The organism is Bordetella sp. H567 (assembly GCF_001704295.1).
In the GTDB taxonomy this organism is placed as follows: domain Bacteria; phylum Pseudomonadota; class Gammaproteobacteria; order Burkholderiales; family Burkholderiaceae_B; genus Bordetella_C.
In genome coordinates, this window is the sequence record NZ_CP012334.1 from 3,094,293 (window position 1) to 3,109,054 (window position 14,762).

12 protein-coding genes are annotated in these 14,762 nt (G+C 67.6%); 3 read left to right on the forward strand and 9 right to left on the reverse strand.

The window, feature by feature from the left end; translation table 11 throughout:
• Positions 1–46: 46 nt before the first annotated feature.
• On the reverse strand, positions 47–1,270 hold the full coding sequence (hemW, locus tag AKI39_RS13905) for a radical SAM family heme chaperone HemW (RefSeq protein WP_066636977.1): 1,224 nt from the start codon (positions 1,268–1,270) through the stop codon (positions 47–49).
• 15 nt (positions 1,271–1,285) lie between these two features.
• Positions 1,286–1,912, reverse strand: coding sequence for an RdgB/HAM1 family non-canonical purine NTP pyrophosphatase (gene rdgB, locus AKI39_RS13910; protein ID WP_066636979.1), 627 nt, complete (start codon positions 1,910–1,912; stop codon positions 1,286–1,288).
• A gap of 190 nt (positions 1,913–2,102) precedes the next feature.
• Between rdgB and AKI39_RS13915 the strand changes: the two genes are divergently transcribed.
• Positions 2,103–3,872, forward strand: a complete 1,770-nt coding sequence (locus tag AKI39_RS13915; protein WP_066642991.1) for an EAL domain-containing protein — start codon at positions 2,103–2,105, stop codon at positions 3,870–3,872.
• Here the strand turns inward: AKI39_RS13915 and AKI39_RS24940 are convergent.
• Positions 3,753–5,474, reverse strand: a complete 1,722-nt coding sequence (locus AKI39_RS24940; RefSeq protein ID WP_076879701.1) for a methyl-accepting chemotaxis protein — start codon at positions 5,472–5,474, stop codon at positions 3,753–3,755. The genes AKI39_RS13915 and AKI39_RS24940 overlap by 120 nt on opposite strands.
• Positions 5,475–5,705: 231 nt before the next feature.
• On the reverse strand, positions 5,706–6,443 hold the full coding sequence (gene rph / locus AKI39_RS13920) for a ribonuclease PH (protein ID WP_145925277.1): 738 nt from the start codon (positions 6,441–6,443) through the stop codon (positions 5,706–5,708).
• A gap of 117 nt (positions 6,444–6,560) precedes the next feature.
• Here rph and AKI39_RS13925 point away from each other — a divergent pair, with 117 nt between their 5' ends.
• Entirely contained in the window at positions 6,561–7,502 is a 942-nt protein-coding gene (locus tag AKI39_RS13925) for a YicC/YloC family endoribonuclease (protein ID WP_066636984.1), read from the forward strand.
• Positions 7,503–7,620: 118 nt separating this feature from the next.
• Here the strand turns inward: AKI39_RS13925 and AKI39_RS13930 are convergent, their stop codons facing one another.
• Genes AKI39_RS13930 through AKI39_RS13945 form a run of 4 tightly spaced genes read right to left on the reverse strand, consistent with a single transcriptional unit; the run spans position 7,621 to position 12,000 of the window.
• Positions 7,621–8,736 (reverse strand): VWA domain-containing protein, encoded by a 1,116-nt coding sequence (locus AKI39_RS13930; RefSeq protein WP_066636986.1) that lies wholly within the window; start codon positions 8,734–8,736, stop codon positions 7,621–7,623.
• 18 nt (positions 8,737–8,754) lie between these two features.
• Entirely contained in the window at positions 8,755–9,903 is a 1,149-nt protein-coding gene (locus AKI39_RS13935; protein WP_083228846.1) for a DUF58 domain-containing protein, read from the reverse strand.
• Entirely contained in the window at positions 9,881–10,894 is a 1,014-nt protein-coding gene (locus AKI39_RS13940) for an AAA family ATPase (RefSeq protein WP_066636993.1), read from the reverse strand. Before AKI39_RS13940 ends, AKI39_RS13935 begins: the two co-directional genes overlap by 23 nt.
• A gap of 14 nt (positions 10,895–10,908) precedes the next feature.
• Positions 10,909–12,000 carry a S1C family serine protease gene (locus AKI39_RS13945; protein ID WP_066636996.1) on the reverse strand — a complete coding sequence of 364 codons (1,092 nt, stop codon included), beginning with the start codon at positions 11,998–12,000 and terminating at the stop codon, positions 10,909–10,911.
• Positions 12,001–12,073: 73 nt separating this feature from the next.
• On the opposite strand from AKI39_RS13945, the gene AKI39_RS13950 reads away from it, so the two are divergent.
• Positions 12,074–13,138: a VWA domain-containing protein gene (locus tag AKI39_RS13950; protein ID WP_066636999.1), complete on the forward strand. Its 1,065-nt coding sequence runs from the start codon at positions 12,074–12,076 to the stop codon at positions 13,136–13,138.
• Between the two features lie 45 nt (positions 13,139–13,183).
• Here the strand turns inward: AKI39_RS13950 and AKI39_RS13955 are convergent, their stop codons facing one another.
• Positions 13,184–14,107 carry a bestrophin family protein gene (locus tag AKI39_RS13955; RefSeq protein WP_235610649.1) on the reverse strand — a complete coding sequence of 308 codons (924 nt, stop codon included), beginning with the start codon at positions 14,105–14,107 and terminating at the stop codon, positions 13,184–13,186.
• Between the last annotated feature and the right edge of the window lie 655 nt (positions 14,108–14,762).

A 14,762-nucleotide genomic window follows, 5' to 3' on the forward strand; every position in this document is an offset into this window, starting at 1 on the left:
CCATTTTTGTGCAAATGACGGCGCACAAAAGATCCAACTTGGTGCATCAGTTCAAAAACAGTGCTTGTAGGTCGTTCAGGAAGGCCCAACCCGTGGGCGTGGCCTTCAGCCGCGTGGGGTCGGCATCCAGCAGGCCCTTGCGCACGGCGGTCTCCAGCGGGTGGGCGATCGCGGCCAGCGACAAGCCGGTGCGCTCGGCGAAATACGTTGCCGGCACCCCGTCCTTCAGGCGCAGTACGTTGAGCATGAACTCGAAGGGCAGCTCATCCCTGCCGACCTCGCGCGACTCGGCGATATGCGAGCCGTCGCGCGCCATCGCTCCTGCCATCCAGCGCTCCGGGCTGCGAGTGCGCGCCTCGCGCACGATACGGTCGTGGAATGAAAGCTTGCCGTGCGCGCCGGGCCCGATGCCCAGGTAGTCGCCGAATTCCCAGTAATTCACGTTGTGGCGACAGCGCGCGCCGGCGCGTGCGTAGGCCGAAACCTCGTAGCGCGCCAGTCCCGCCTGCGCCGCCAGCGCCTCGACGGCATCCTGCATGGCGGCGGCGGTATCGTCGTCCGGCAGGCCGGGCGGCGGGTATTTCGCGAAGACCGTATTGGGCTCCAGCGTCAGGTGGTACAGCGACAGATGCTCCGTGCCGTGGGACAGCGCTTCGCGCACGTCCGCCTCGCAGTCCTGCAGCGACTGCCCGGGCAAGGCGAACATCAGGTCCAGATTGACGCGCGCCACGGCGGACTGCGCCATGGCAATGGCGCGCCGGGCCTGGTCGGCGCTATGGATACGCCCCAGGGCGCGCAGTTGGGCGTCGTCGAAGCTCTGGATCCCCAGCGACAGCCGGTTCACGCCGCTGGCGGCGTAGTCGCGGAAGCGGCCCGCCTCGGCGGTACCGGGATTGGCCTCCATCGTGATCTCGGCATCCGGCCACAGGTTCAGATAGGCCCGCAGCATGGCCAGCAGTTCGTCCAGGCCGGCCGACGACAGCAGGCTGGGCGTGCCGCCGCCGAGGAAAACCGAAAACACCTGGCGGCCCCAGATCTGGGGCAAGGCCTGTTCGAGGTCGGCGCGCAAGGCGTCCAGGTAGGCGCGTTCCGGGATATCACCGTCGGCCGCGTGCGAATTGAAGTCGCAATAGGGGCATTTGCGCACGCACCAGGGCACGTGCACATAGACCGAAAGCGGCGGCAGGCTGGTCAGCCCGGAAGCGCCGCGTGCGGCGCTCGCCGCGGTAGCCGGGGCGCCGGCTTGCCGGATGGGAATGGTGATAGGCATGGAATCGTGCCGCGTTCAGCGCGCCGCGCGGTCGAGCTTGGCCAGCAGTTCGCGCAGCGCCTGCGCGCGGTGGCTGACGGCATTCTTGTCCGCGGGCGCCAGTTCGGCTGCTGTCTTGCCCAGGGCGGGCAAATGGAAATGGGGATCGTAGCCGAAACCGTGATCGCCGCGCGGGATGTCGACGATTTCACCGTACCAGGCGCCCTCGCCCACCAGCGGGCGCGGATCGTCCGCGGCGCGCACCAGCGCCAGCACCGCGACATAACAGGCTCGCCGGTCGGGCTGTCCCGCCAGTTCGCGGACCAGCATGGCGTTGTTCGCGGCGTCCGACTTTTCGCCGCCCTTCAGGCTCGCGTAGCGCGCGGAATACACCCCCGGCGCGCCGCCCAGGGCGTCGACGCACAGGCCGGAATCGTCGGCCAGCGCGGGCAGGCCGGTCAGCCGGCTGGCGTGGCGCGCTTTTTCCAGGGCGTTTTCGATGAAGGTGCAATGGGGCTCGTCGGCCTCGGGCACCCCCAGCTGGCCCTGCGGAATCAATTCGATGCCCAGCGGGGCGAACAAGGCGGAAAACTCGCGCAATTTGCCGGCGTTGCCGGAGGCGAGCACCACGCGGGCGAGGCCGGGAACAGGGTCAGGACGCATGGTATTTGTAACCAACGATGCGGGGCGGGAATCAAACTGGTAGTGTATCGCCCGCGCGGCAAGACACAGCTTGAAACGACTGCGCAATATGAGCCGCTCACCATAGGCGCTCTTCACCCGGTGCCCAAGTATGCACGCGTCTGCACATCCCACCATGCCGGCCGCCCGCCACAACGCGGTGCTCTCTTCCATGGGGCTGCTGGACGAGATCCTGCGCTCGGGGCGCCTCAGCCCCCTCTTCCAGCCGGTCATCGACCTGGACAATGGCCGTGTCTACGGCTACGAAAGCCTGATCAGGGGGCCGAGCGACACCGACCTGCACATGCCCGAGGCCCTGTTCGGCGAGGCCCGCCGGCACGGCGTGCATCCGCTGGTGGAACATGCCAGCGCCGCCAGCGGCTTGCGCGCCTTCCAGGACGCGGCGCCGGCGGGCAGTTGCCTGTTCCTGAACATGTCCGCATCCGCCCTGCTGCATTTCTGGGTGCAGTGGGGCGCATCCATGCCGGCGCGCCTGCTGGACGCCTGCGCCATCGAGCCGGACCGCGTCATCATCGAGCTGACCGAGCATGATCCCGTCTATCCCGACATGCGCGTATTGACGGAGATCCTGCGGGCGCTGCGCGCGCATGGCGTACGCCTGGCGCTGGACGACTACGGGGTCGGCCATGCCAGCCTGCAGCTGTGGTCCGAAGCACAGCCCGACCTGGTCAAGATAGACCGCTATTTCTTCCACGGCATCGCCCACGACGAGCGCCGCCAGAAACTCGTGCGCGCGATCCTGTCGGTGGCGCAATGCCTGGGCACGCCAACGGTGGCCGAGGGCGTGGAAACGGCGGAGGACCTGGCCATCGTCCGCGACCTGGGCATACGCTACGCCCAAGGCTGGTTCCTGGGATACCCCGCCACGCGGCCGAATACCGAGGTCTCCCCGCAGGTACGCCAGGTCCTGAACGAACGCCTGCCGTCGCGCGGAGCCGCACGCGTGCCGGGCGCGACGGCCGCCACGCTGCGCGTCCAAGCGCCGTTCGTATCGCCCAGCCGCCATACCAACGACGACGTGCATCGCCTGTTCGGCGAACACAAGGGCATGCACGCCGTGGCCGTGGTCGACGACGACAACCGTCCGCTGGGCATCATCAACCGACGCGATTTCACCGAACGCTACGCCCAGCGTTATACGCGCGAGCTGTTCGGCCGCGACGCCTGCACCACCTTCATGAACAACCAGCCGGTGCTGGTGGACGTGCATGCCTCCATCGACCAGCTCAGCCACGTGCTGGTATCCGATGACCAGCGCTACCTGGTCGATGGTTTCATCATTACGCGCGACGGCAATTACGACGGCCTGGGCACGGGCGAGGCCCTGGTGCGCTCGGTGACGGAAATGCGCATCGAGGCCGCGCGCTACGCGAATCCGCTGACCTCGTTGCCGGGCAACATTCCGATCAGCCAGCATATCGGCAGCCTGCTGGACGGCGGCGTGGATTTCATCACGTGCTACTGCGACCTGAACCACTTCAAGCCGTTCAACGACGTCTACGGCTACTGGCGCGGCGACGACATGATCCAGCTGTGCGCCACGATCATCCGCCACCACTGCGACCCGCAGCGGGACTTCGTCGGCCACGTGGGCGGCGACGATTTCGTCATCCTGTTCCGCAGTCCGGATTGGCGCGAACGCGCCGAGCGCATCATCCAGGGATTCAACCAGAACGCGATCGACCTCTACGACGATGAAGGCCGCGCCCGCGGCGGCATCGAGGCGGAAGACCGCTATGGCGTCATGCGCTCATTCCCCTTCGTGACGCTCAGCATCGGCGCGCTTCAGGTCACCCCGCAATCAGGCGTGCGCATCCGCCCCGAGGACATTGCCTCGGCGGCCGCCCGCGTCAAGCATCAGGTCAAGCACGGAAACGTTCCGCTCGTCCTCGAACCCTACCTGCCGGCCGGCGCCCTCTGACGCGGCCGCGTGCCGCGGCGCGGGCTGAGGAAGGCGGTCGTCGACGCGTCCCAGGCGGAATACCGCGACGGCCTCGCTCAGGCGCTGCGCACGGCCCTCCAGGGCGGCCACCGCGGCGGCGGTCTCCTCGGCCAGCGCGGCGTTTTCCTGCGTATTGCGGTCCAGGCCCGACATGGCCTCGTGCATCGCGCCGATGCCGGCCGCCTGTTCGGCGGCGGCATGCGATATCTCGTGCACCAGCGCGGTCACCCGGGCAACCGCTTCGCGCATGGCGCCGATGGTATCGCCGGCCGACCCCACTTCACGCACGCCGGCCTCCACATGCGTCGACGAATCGGCGATCAGCGCCTTGATTTCGCGCGCGGCATTGGCGCTGCGCTGGGCCAGGGTGCGGACCTCGCCGGCGACCACCGCGAAACCGCGTCCTGCTTCGCCCGCGCGGGCCGCTTCGACGGCGGCGTTCAGGGCCAGCAGGTTGGTCTGGAAGGCTATGCCGTCCACCACGCCCACGATGTCGCCGATATGGCGTGCGCTGTCGGCGATATCGCGCATGCGGGCGACCACGCGGTCGACGGCATGCGCGCCCTGCTCGGCCAGCGCCTCGACACGTTGCGCCTGCGCATTGGCCTGCTCGGCGTTTTCCGAAGTGGCGTTCACCGTTTGCGCCAGCGTGGACATGCCCGCGGCGGTCTCCTGCAGCATGCCTGCCTGTTCGGCCGTGCGTTCGGACAACTGGATGCCGCCGGCGGCCAGGGAGCGCATATCGGCATGGATGTCCTCCACCGCCGTCCGCACCGAGCCCACCGCGCCGGACAGGCCGGCCTGCATGCGGCTCATGGCCGAAAACAGGACACCGATTTCGTTTTCCGCGCCGGCGTCGATCGGCTGCGTCAGGTCGCCATCGGCGATGCGATCGAAGTGGCCGCCCGCCTGCCGCAGCGGCTCCAGCAGCGAGCGGTGCAGCACCACACGAATACCTATGGCCAGCAGCAGCACGAAGGCCGCCAGGCCGGCCGCGCCGTACACCGCGGCATCCTGCATATGCGCGACTTCCGCGATGGCCGCCGCGCCCTGCGCTCGCGTATAGCGCTGGAAGGCATTCTCCGCCTTGACATACGCTTCCGCGGCGGCCGGCAACACCTGGTCGCTCAGGCGGTTCACTTCCACGCCGTTGAAACCCTGGATCGCCTTGCGCATCGGCGCCAAGCAATCGTCCACCAGCCTGGCATAGGCCTTCATCGCGGCATCGTAGAGCGGCTTGCCATCGGCATTGCCATACGGCTGCGATCGCAGGCGCTCGACCCCCTTGCGCGCGTCGCCCAGGAACTTATCCACCACGGCCAGCAACTGGTCCCGCTCGGCAATGCGGCCGCCTTCCATATAAGTCTTGGCGTCCACCAGCGCTGCGCGGGCCTGGAACACCGCGCTGCTGACGTTGCCCAGGTCGCTGGCGCGCTCGATGTTGTCACGCCCCAGCTCCTCGATCCATGCGCGATTTTCGCGCAACAGCGCGATGGTCGCCGCCCCGGCCACGACGAACAGCGCCACGAACAGCGCCAGCACGATCGTCAGCGCCACGTTCACACTCAATTTGTTCCGCATCACATCTCACCTACCACGTGCCCCTTGCGGGCAAAACATTTGGTAAGAATTATGTTGCGGTTAGATGACGGTTTCTTTACATCGCAGGCGCTGCGGGCCTGAAACGGCCGCCCTTGTCACATTGCCGTCATGGCCCGCCGGCGCAACAGCGGCTGGACGAAGCCCATGCGCGATCGCGCGAACGTCGGCACGGGGTTTCCAGGAATACGCAGCGGGGGAACAAGCCTGCGTTCAAGCCAACGCCTGCTTCTGTGCCTGCACCAGCCCGCCGATGCCGCGTTCCGCCAGGGCCAGCATGGCATCCAGTTCCGCGCGGGTGAAGGCCACGCCCTCGGCCGTGCCCTGTACTTCGACGAAGGCGCCCGCGCCCGTCATGACGACGTTGACGTCGGCATCGCAGCCGGAATCCTCTTCGTAGTCCAGGTCCAGCACGGGCTGCCCTCCCACCATGCCGACCGATACGGCCGCCACGTGGTCGCGCAGCGGATTGGCGGCCAGGTCGCCCCGCTTCATCAGCAGCGCGACGGCATCGGCCATCGCCACCCACGCGCCCGTGATGCTGGCGCAGCGCGTGCCGCCGTCGGCCTGCAGCACGTCGCAGTCGATATGCAATGTGCGTTCGCCCAGCGCGGCCATGTCCATGACCGCGCGCAGGCTGCGGCCGATCAGCCGCTGGATTTCCTGCGTGCGTCCGGACTGCTTGCCGCGCGCCGCCTCGCGATCGCCGCGCGTGTGGGTGGCGCGCGGCAGCATGCCGTATTCCGCCGTGACCCAGCCCTGCCCCTGGCCTTTCAGGAAGGGCGGCACCTTCTCCAGCACGCTGGCGGTGCACAGCACGTGCGTATTGCCCGCCTTGATCAGCACGGATCCTTCGGCATAGCGCGTAAAGCCGCGTGCCAACGACAAGGGCCGCAGTTCGTCGGGCGCACGGCCGGAATGGCGCGCGGGAAGGGATGCGGATGCGTTCACGGGTATCTCCAATGGGTTCGTCGGCAGCGATTGTACGGGGCCGCCCCTGCGGCCTTCGGGTTATCCTGCGGCCATTGCGTTCGCGTCGCGACCGCTCCCCTCCAGGATGTATTCACCATGATACGAAGCATGACCGCCTTCGGCAGCGCCCGCGCCGATCTGGACCAAGGCTCCTTGTCGCTGGAATTCCGCAGCGTCAACAGCCGTTTCCTCGACCTGTACTTCCGGCTGCCGGACGATTTGCGGCACCTGGAGTCGCCGCTGCGCGAACTGCTGACCGGCGGCCTGGGACGCGGCAAGGTGGAAGTCCGCGTCAGCTACACCCGCAACGCCGCCGCCGACCTGGACCGCCTGGATACGCAATGGCTGCAGCGCCTGGCCGAGCAGTTGCAGGCCGCCCGCAAGGTCCTGCCGGAAACCGAATCGCCTCGCCTGGTGGAACTGTTCAACTGGCCCGGCCAGCGCAACAACGATGCGCTGGACCCGCAAACCTGGGGAGCGGCCGGCATGCAGGCCGCGCGCGAAGCACTGGCGCAATTGCAGGACGCCCGCGCCCGCGAAGGCGAACGCCTGGCCGCGATGATGCGCGACTGCGCCGCCGGCATCGAAAAAATCGTCGAAGACGTGGAACGCCTGCTGCCGCAATTGCTGGCCGACCATCGGGAAAAACTCGCCGCCAAGCTGCGCGAAACCGTGGAAGCGGCTTTCCCCGGGGGCTTCACGCACATCACCGGGCCGGAACTCACCGAACGCCTGGCGCAGGAAGCCAACCTGTTCGCCTTGCGCATCGACGTGGCCGAAGAACTGTCGCGCCTGCGCTCGCACCTGGCCGAACTGGTCCACATCCTGGCCGATGGCAGCGCCGAAACCGCGGGCAAGTCCGGCAAGCGCGCCGGCGGCGGCAGCGCCGGCAAACGGCTGGATTTCCTGTTCCAGGAAATGAATCGCGAAGCCAACACATTGGGCTCGAAGGCCGGCAGCGTCGACGTCACCCGCGCCGCCATGGATTTGAAGCTCTTGATCGAGCAGATGCGGGAGCAGGCGCAGAACATCGAATAGCAGCCGCGGCGCTCGATGCGTTCGCGGCAATCTCGCCGCGAACGCTCACCTCGACGCGACGACCGTGCAGGCAGTCAGATGGTTTGAAGCGGCGCCTTTCGGCCAGTCCTCCACGCGGCTACAACACCCGCCCGAACCACCACAGCGAAATCAACCCCGCGCAGGCCGCCAGCAGCGCGCCCAAGGCCGCGAACAGGGCCGTGATTTCGACCATGTCCTGCTTGTCGAAGGCCAGCCGCGCGCTGAGCAGACGGTAGACCTTCTTGAGCGCCTCCGCGTCTTCGGCGCGGAAGTATTCCCCGCCCGTCATATCGGCCACCTTCTTCAGGACCGTCTCGTCGAGCCGCACGCGCGAGGACCAGCCGTCCACGGTAATCACCACGCCGTCCGGCGTGCCGATGCCCACGGTGTAGATGCGCACGCCGTGCTCGGCGGCGACCTGCGCCGCCTCGATGGCCTCCGGGCCAGTATTGTTTTCACCGTCCGACAGCAGCACGATCGCGCCGGAGTTGTCCGGCTGTGCCGCCGCGACCTCGCCTTCCCGCGGCAGCGGCCGCCCGCCCTGTCCATTGTCGGACGGCGCGCCCGGACCGCTGCGCGCGCCCTCCGGCCGCCGGGGCGGCTTGGCGTCGCGCGCCTTCGCGCTTTCATTCATGAAGCGATCGACGTCGATGCCGGCCTTCGGCAGCAGCGTCACCAGCGCGATGATCAAGCCGTTGCCCAGCGCGGTGCCGCGCTGTGGCTGCAGCCGCTCCAGCGCGGCGGTCACGTCTTCCTTCCTGCGGGTGGGCGCCTGCGCCACGGCGGCCGTGCCGGCCACCGAGACGACGCCCACGCTGACATCCGCGGGCTGCGCGGCGACGAAGATCTCGGCAGCCTGTCGCGCGGCCTGGATGCGATTGGGCTTGATGTCTTCCGCGCGCATGCTGCCCGACGTATCCATGGCCAGAATGATGGTTTGCAGGCGTGAGGGCAGCATCATCAAGGCCTGGGGCCGCGCCACCGCCAGCAGCAGCGAGGTCACCGCAAGCAGGATCAGCACAGCGGGAAAATGCCGGCGCCATCCCGAGCCGCCCTGGCCGCTCAGGCCGGTGATTTTCAATGCCGGATAGCGCGCGGCGGCGCGTCGCCGGCGCCGGTCATGCCATGCATACAGAGCAACGAGCATCGGCACGAGCAACAGCAGCCACAGCATCCTTGGCCAGAGAAAACTGATCGTCGGCAGGGAATTCATGGCACGCTCACCGCGAAATCATGGGAAGCGCCGCCCGGCGCCGAGCCCGCTTGCCGCCGTGCCCGGCCCCCTGCCGCCCATCCGCCCCGCTCGCAGATGCTGCTGCGTAACGCCAGCCGATGCGAGCGGCGCCACGGCGCCCGGCGCGTCCGCGTCCCTGCTGGCGCCGGCCAGCCCCGCGTCTTTTGCCGCGCCGCCCGGCCGCCGGCGCTCCTGGGCAAAGCGCAGCAACGCCAGGTCCAGGCGCGAATCGGTCGACAGCGACAGGCCGGCCACGCCGGCACGCGCGAAGGCCTCACGCAAGCCCGTCTCGCGCGCAGCCGCGGCCTCGGCGAATCGGTGGCGGAACGCCGCATCGTGGGTATCGACCAGCATCTGCTCGCCCGTTTCCGCATCCTGCAGCACGACCAAGCCCAAATCCGGCAAGGCGGATTCCAGCGGATCGAGCAGGCGCACCGCCACCACATCGTGATGACGCGCCAGCAGCCCCAGCGACATTTCCCAACCGGGCGCGCTGATGAAATCGGAGACCACGAACAAGGCCGAGCGCCGGCTCACGCCAGCGCGCGCATGATCGAGCAGATCGGCCAGCCGGGTCTCGCCCCGCGCGGCGGCCGGCACGGCATGCATGCGGTCCAGCAGATGCAGCACATGCCGCCGGCCCGAACGCGCGGGTACGACGGACGGCCGCGCTCCCGCGGCCCCGCTATACAGCATCGCGCCCACGCGGTTGCCATGGCGTGTCAGCAGCCGCGCCATGACGGCGGTGAAATCACCCAGCAAGGCGCGCTTGCGCACGTCACCGGAACCGAAATCCACCGACCCGCTCAGATCCAGCAGGAACCACGCGGCCACCTCGCGGTCCTCCTGGAATTCGCGCACGTAAGGCGTCTGCATCCGGGCCGTCACATTCCAGTCGATGTAGCGCACGTCATCGCCGGGCTTGTATTCGCGCAGATCCGCGAAGTCGATGCCGAAGCCGCGGAACAGCGTGCGATAGTCTCCCTGCAGCAAGCCGTCCAGATGACGGATGACGGTCCATTCCAGGCGCCGCATCAACGCTTCCGCGCGGCGCTCGCGGCCGCCGGCAGGCTCGTCCCGCGGCGCACCGGACGATGCGCCTTCGGCGGCGGTCACGCGCCGGCTAGGCTTGCGCCACGCGAACATGGGATTCCAGCGGGCGCTCGGGCGCCGGCAGGGCCTGCAGGATGCGGCCGACCAGTTGATCGGCGGTGACGCCGTCCGACAGCGCTTCGTACGAAAGCACCAGGCGATGGCGCAGGACGTCGGGCACCAGGTCGATCACGTCCTCGGGCAGGGCATAATCGCGGCCGCGCAAAAACGCCAGGGCGCGGCCACCATCGATCAGCCCTATGCTGGCGCGCGGACTCGCGCCGAAGGATACGTAGCGCTCCATCTCCGGCAGGCCGCAGCGGGCGGGCGAGCGCGTGGCCGCCACCACCCGTACCGCGTACTGGATCAGGCCGGGATCCATGTAAACATTGCGGCATTCATCCTGCAGGCGCGCCAGCTGTGCCGGCATCGCCACCGGGTTCACCGCGATCGGCGGCCCCGTGAAGCGATTGACGATGACGACTTCTTCTTCCTCCGTGGGATAGCCGACCAGCACCTTCATCATGAAGCGATCGATCTGCGCTTCCGGCAGCGGATAAGTGCCTTCCGTTTCTATCGGGTTCTGCGTGGCCATCACCAGGAAAGGCGTGGGCACCGGATGGGTTTCGCCGGCGATGGTGACCTGCCGTTCCTGCATGACCTCCAGCAGCGCGCTTTGCACCTTGGCCGGCGCCCGGTTGATCTCGTCGGCCAGCAGCAGGTTGGCGAAAACAGGCCCCAGCACGGTGGAGAATTCACCCGTCCGCTGGTTGTACATGCGCGTACCGATCAGGTCGGCCGGCAGCAGGTCCGGCGTGAACTGGATGCGCTTGAACGTACCTCGCATGGTGCGCGCCAGCGTGTTCACCGTCAGCGTCTTGGCCAAGCCAGGCACCCCTTCCACCAGCAAGTGCCCGCGCGCCAGGATGGCCACGAGCACACGCTCCAGGAAGTGGTCCTGCCCCACCACCACGCGCTTCACCTCATACAGCAGGCGCTCCATCAGATTGGCGCTGTCCAGCGCGCTCATGGGTTGGTCGTCCATACGCCTCCACGTCTCTAGAAGGGAGAAATACCCACGGCGCTGCCGGCGCTTTCTATGGTCGTGGCAAAGCCGATGCCAAGGAAGGTCTTGCTATGGGTCGGGTTCAGGATCGCGGTCACGATCCCCACCACTTCACCGTCCATATTCACGAGCGGTCCGCCGGAATTGCCGGGATTGGCCGCCGCGTCGAACTGGATCAGGTGATCGAGATCCTGCTTGCTTTCGGGGGATACGAATTCGCGATTCAGGCCGGATATCACGCCGGCGGACACCGACGGTCCGATGCCGAACGGAAAGCCGACCGCGACGACTTCGTCACCCGGCGCCAGGTTGCGGCTGGACCCCAGCGTGGCGGCCGGCAGATCGTCGGGCAGCGATGCGGCGCGGATAACAGCCAGATCCTTTTCCGGCTGCACGCCCACCACCGACGCATCCGACTCATGGCCGTCGTAGAACCGGACCTTCAAGCGGCGCGCCCCGGCGATAACGTGGTAGTTGGTCAGGATGACGCCCTTGTCGGTGATGACCACACCCGAGCCGATGTTCACGGCCTCGTCCTTGTCGTCGGGCGCTTCCTTGCCGCCGTCCGGTTTGTCGGCCTGGGGCGTGTCGGGACCAGGCTTATCCGGGCGCGGCTTGCCCGCATCCGCTCGCCGGTTGTCGGGCTTATTCGCGTCGGGCTTATTCGCGTCGGGCTTATTCGCGTCGGGCTTATTCGCGTCAGGCTTATTCGCGTCAGGTTTATTGGCGTCGGGCGGATTCGCGTCCGGGCGATTGGCCTCGGCGCGATTGCCACCGGGCGGATCGCTGCCCGGCGGCGTGGCTCGGGATCCCTGCTTATCCGCATCGGGCGCGGCCGCGGCGGCTTTTTCTTCCGGCGCCGGATAGCCCACGATTTCCACCACCGAGGCTCGCACCGCTTCGGCGGCTCGCGCGGTGCGCGACGGCAGGCTCTTGGTCTGCAGCGTGTGCAAGACGGCGGCGTCGATATCCTTTTGCGTCAGCGCACGCAGCTTGGGCTGCATCAGCCAGGCGGAGCCCAGGCCTGCAACGAAAACCAGCGCGACCGCCGCCGCTACCCATCCGTAGATCGCAACCCGTTTCATCGTTGCCACCGGAATTCCGCCTCGTCGTGGAAGTACAGTACCATCGTCGCATCCACGCGCCAAGGAGAACTGTATGCGGTTTCTCTGGCCGGAATTGCTCTGGCTGCTGTTGGTGATGCCCTTGCTGGCGGCGGCTTATTTCTACGTGCTTGCGCGGCGCAAGAAAGCGGCGGTGATTTACCCCAGCCTGGCAATCGCGCGCACCGCGATGGGGCCTGGCCAGAAGCTGCGACGGCATGTCCCTCCTTTCCTCTTCTGGCTGGCCCTGGGCGCTGCGCTGCTGGCCTGCGCCCGTCCCAGCGCCACCGTCACGCTGCCCGCCGATACCTTGACCCTGGTGCTGACCATGGACGTATCGCGCAGCATGGAGGCCGCCGACGTCCTGCCCACGCGGCTAAGCGCGGCACAGCAGGCCGCGCGCGATTTCATCAAGGAGCTTCCGGCCAGCGTGCGCCTGGGCATCGTCGCATTCGCGGCCGCCGCAACCGTGGTGCAGCCACCTACCGACAATCGCCAGGACATGCTCGACGCGATCGACCGCTTCGAACTCCAGCGCGGGACGGCAACCGGCAGCGGGCTGATCGTGGCGCTGGCCACGCTGTTTCCCGACGACCGCGTGGAATTCGAATCCATGCTGCTCAACGATCCGGCGTCCCGCTTCGGCGCCTACGCGGCGCCGCTGGGCAGCGCCGGCGCCGCCAATGACGCGCTCAAGCGCGAGCAGGAACGCCCGTCCCGGGAGCCGGGCTCATACCGCAACGGGGCGATCATCCTGCTCAGCGACGGACGCCGCACCACCGGCCCGGATCCCATCGAAATCGCCCGCATGGCCGCCAAGCGCGGCGTGCGCATCTACACCGTGGGCTTCGGGACGCCGCAGGGCGCGACTGTCGGCGGCGAGGGCTGGTCGTACTTCATGCAGTTGGATGAGCCGACCCTGCGTGCCGTGGCGAAGCTGACCGGCGGCGAATATTTCCAGGCAGGCTCGGCGGCGGATCTGAACCAGGTGTACAACAAGCTGAGCACGCGGTTCTCGCTGGAGCGGCGCGAAACCGAGATCGGCGCCTTGCTGGCGGCGGCCGCCGGCCTGTTGCTGGCCGCCGCCTGCATCCTTTCCGTGCTGTGGTTCAGGCGGTGATCCGCCCCAGGGGCCTGGTAACACTCCTTCCAGCGTTAACAGGCCCTAGTCCAGGCGATGGCGGGCGTCGGGAACCGGCACCGGGGGCCAGGCGTCGTCGCCCAGCGCTTCGCGCATCGCGCGTTCGATGTGGATGGCCAGGGCATCCAACGGCAGGTCATTGGCATCCTGGCCGAAGGGATCCTCCAGCTCTCCGCCTATGGTGTGCAGCGCCAGGAAGGCGTAGGCGATGAAGACGGAAACGACGGTTGTGGCCCATCCTGTGCTTTCGACCAGACCGAAGGGCAGCAGCACGCAGTAGAAATACGTCGTCCGGTGCAACAGCACCTCGTACGGATAGGGTACGGGCGTGGTGCGGATGCGTTCGCATGCGCCCGCGGCCTGCGTCAGCGTGTCCAGATGCGCCAGCCCGGTCGCCAGCAGGATATCGCCGATCCGCCCGTCCCGATGCCATGCGGTCATCTGCCGCTGCACGCGCATCAACAGCGAATGAGGACGATAGGCAAGCCGCATGATCTCGGCCGCCTGCGCTTCGCCCAGCAGCGTGCGCAGCGCGCCGGCCGGGTCTGTGCCGCGCAGTTGATGCTTGAGCACCTGCACGAAGGCGGTCAGCAGCATCACGAGGTGCCGGGCGTCCGGATGCGGGCTGCCTGGATGCGCGGCGTCCGAAGCGGGATGTGCGCCCGTCGCCGATGAAAGCGCATCGTCCAGTCGCGGCACCGTGACCACGTAGCGCGCCAGATCGCGCGTGGTCGCGGTCAGGACGCCCCATTGCTTGCGGCCTTCCCAATACCGCTCGTAGCAGGCGTTATTGCGGAAGCTGGCGAAGATGGCCAACGCGACGCCGATCAACGAGAACGGTACCGGACTCAGGCACAGGAAGAACGCGTCGCTGCGCCGGTAGCCCCACACCGCCGCCAGCGACAAGGCGACGATGATGGCGAGCGCCACCAGGATGGTGTTCTGCACCGAGTTTTCCCAGGCGAACAACATTCGGAACCAATGGGTTCTGGGGCGGACGATCATGGGCCCGCACCATACTGCCCATACGCCGGCATACCGCGGGCGCCTCCATATTTACGGCGAATCCGATAGCAGATTCCGCCGAATCGGTAATGAAATAATATATCATTACAAAACTGCGCCGAATCTTGTCGCGGCGCCGGGTCTGGTCGCGCGGCTGGGTAGCCGCGTCAGCCGGGCCCTCCGCCGCGCGATCGCTGCGGCGCGCACCGGCGGCGCAGGGCGGCCATACGAGCGGCCCATTCCGGCCGGCCATCATTCACGGGGAAAGAACCTTGCCGCTGGCAAACCGCGCTTTTGCCTCATCCGCCAGGCGGCCGGCCGTTCGCGCCGCGGCGCTGCTGTGGATATGGCTGACCGTGGTCTTCGCGCCGGTGGGCGCGACATTGCATGCCATGTCGCATGTGGAACGGTTCCTCGCCGTCCCCGCGGTTCCAGCGGGTATCGCGGACGCGGCACGCGATGGCGAAGGCACGCTACCCGAACGTCACGCAGGCCGCGCTCCAGGTGGGGAAGACGAACGCCAGGGCGTTCACCGTCATGGCGCGGAGGCGCATTGCCATGTCTGCGATGAATGGCAGTTCCTCGACCATGTATTACC

Bases quoted from the DNA above. Each gene is read 5' to 3' on its own strand.
- hemW (WP_066636977.1), bottom strand. From the start codon at position 1,270: ATGCCTATCACCATTCCCATCCGGCAAGCCGGCGCCCCGGCTACCGCG.
- rdgB (WP_066636979.1), bottom strand. From the start codon at position 1,912: ATGCGTCCTGACCCTGTTCCCGGCCTCGCCCGCGTGGTGCTCGCCTCC.
- AKI39_RS13915 (WP_066642991.1), top strand. From the start codon at position 2,103: ATGGGGCTGCTGGACGAGATCCTGCGCTCGGGGCGCCTCAGCCCCCTC.
- AKI39_RS24940 (WP_076879701.1), bottom strand. From the start codon at position 5,474: ATGCGGAACAAATTGAGTGTGAACGTGGCGCTGACGATCGTGCTGGCG.
- AKI39_RS13925 (WP_066636984.1), top strand. From the start codon at position 6,561: ATGATACGAAGCATGACCGCCTTCGGCAGCGCCCGCGCCGATCTGGAC.
- AKI39_RS13930 (WP_066636986.1), bottom strand. From the start codon at position 8,736: ATGAATTCCCTGCCGACGATCAGTTTTCTCTGGCCAAGGATGCTGTGG.
- AKI39_RS13935 (WP_083228846.1), bottom strand. From the start codon at position 9,903: ATGTTCGCGTGGCGCAAGCCTAGCCGGCGCGTGACCGCCGCCGAAGGC.
- AKI39_RS13940 (WP_066636993.1), bottom strand. From the start codon at position 10,894: ATGGACGACCAACCCATGAGCGCGCTGGACAGCGCCAATCTGATGGAG.
- AKI39_RS13945 (WP_066636996.1), bottom strand. From the start codon at position 12,000: ATGAAACGGGTTGCGATCTACGGATGGGTAGCGGCGGCGGTCGCGCTG.
- AKI39_RS13950 (WP_066636999.1), top strand. From the start codon at position 12,074: ATGCGGTTTCTCTGGCCGGAATTGCTCTGGCTGCTGTTGGTGATGCCC.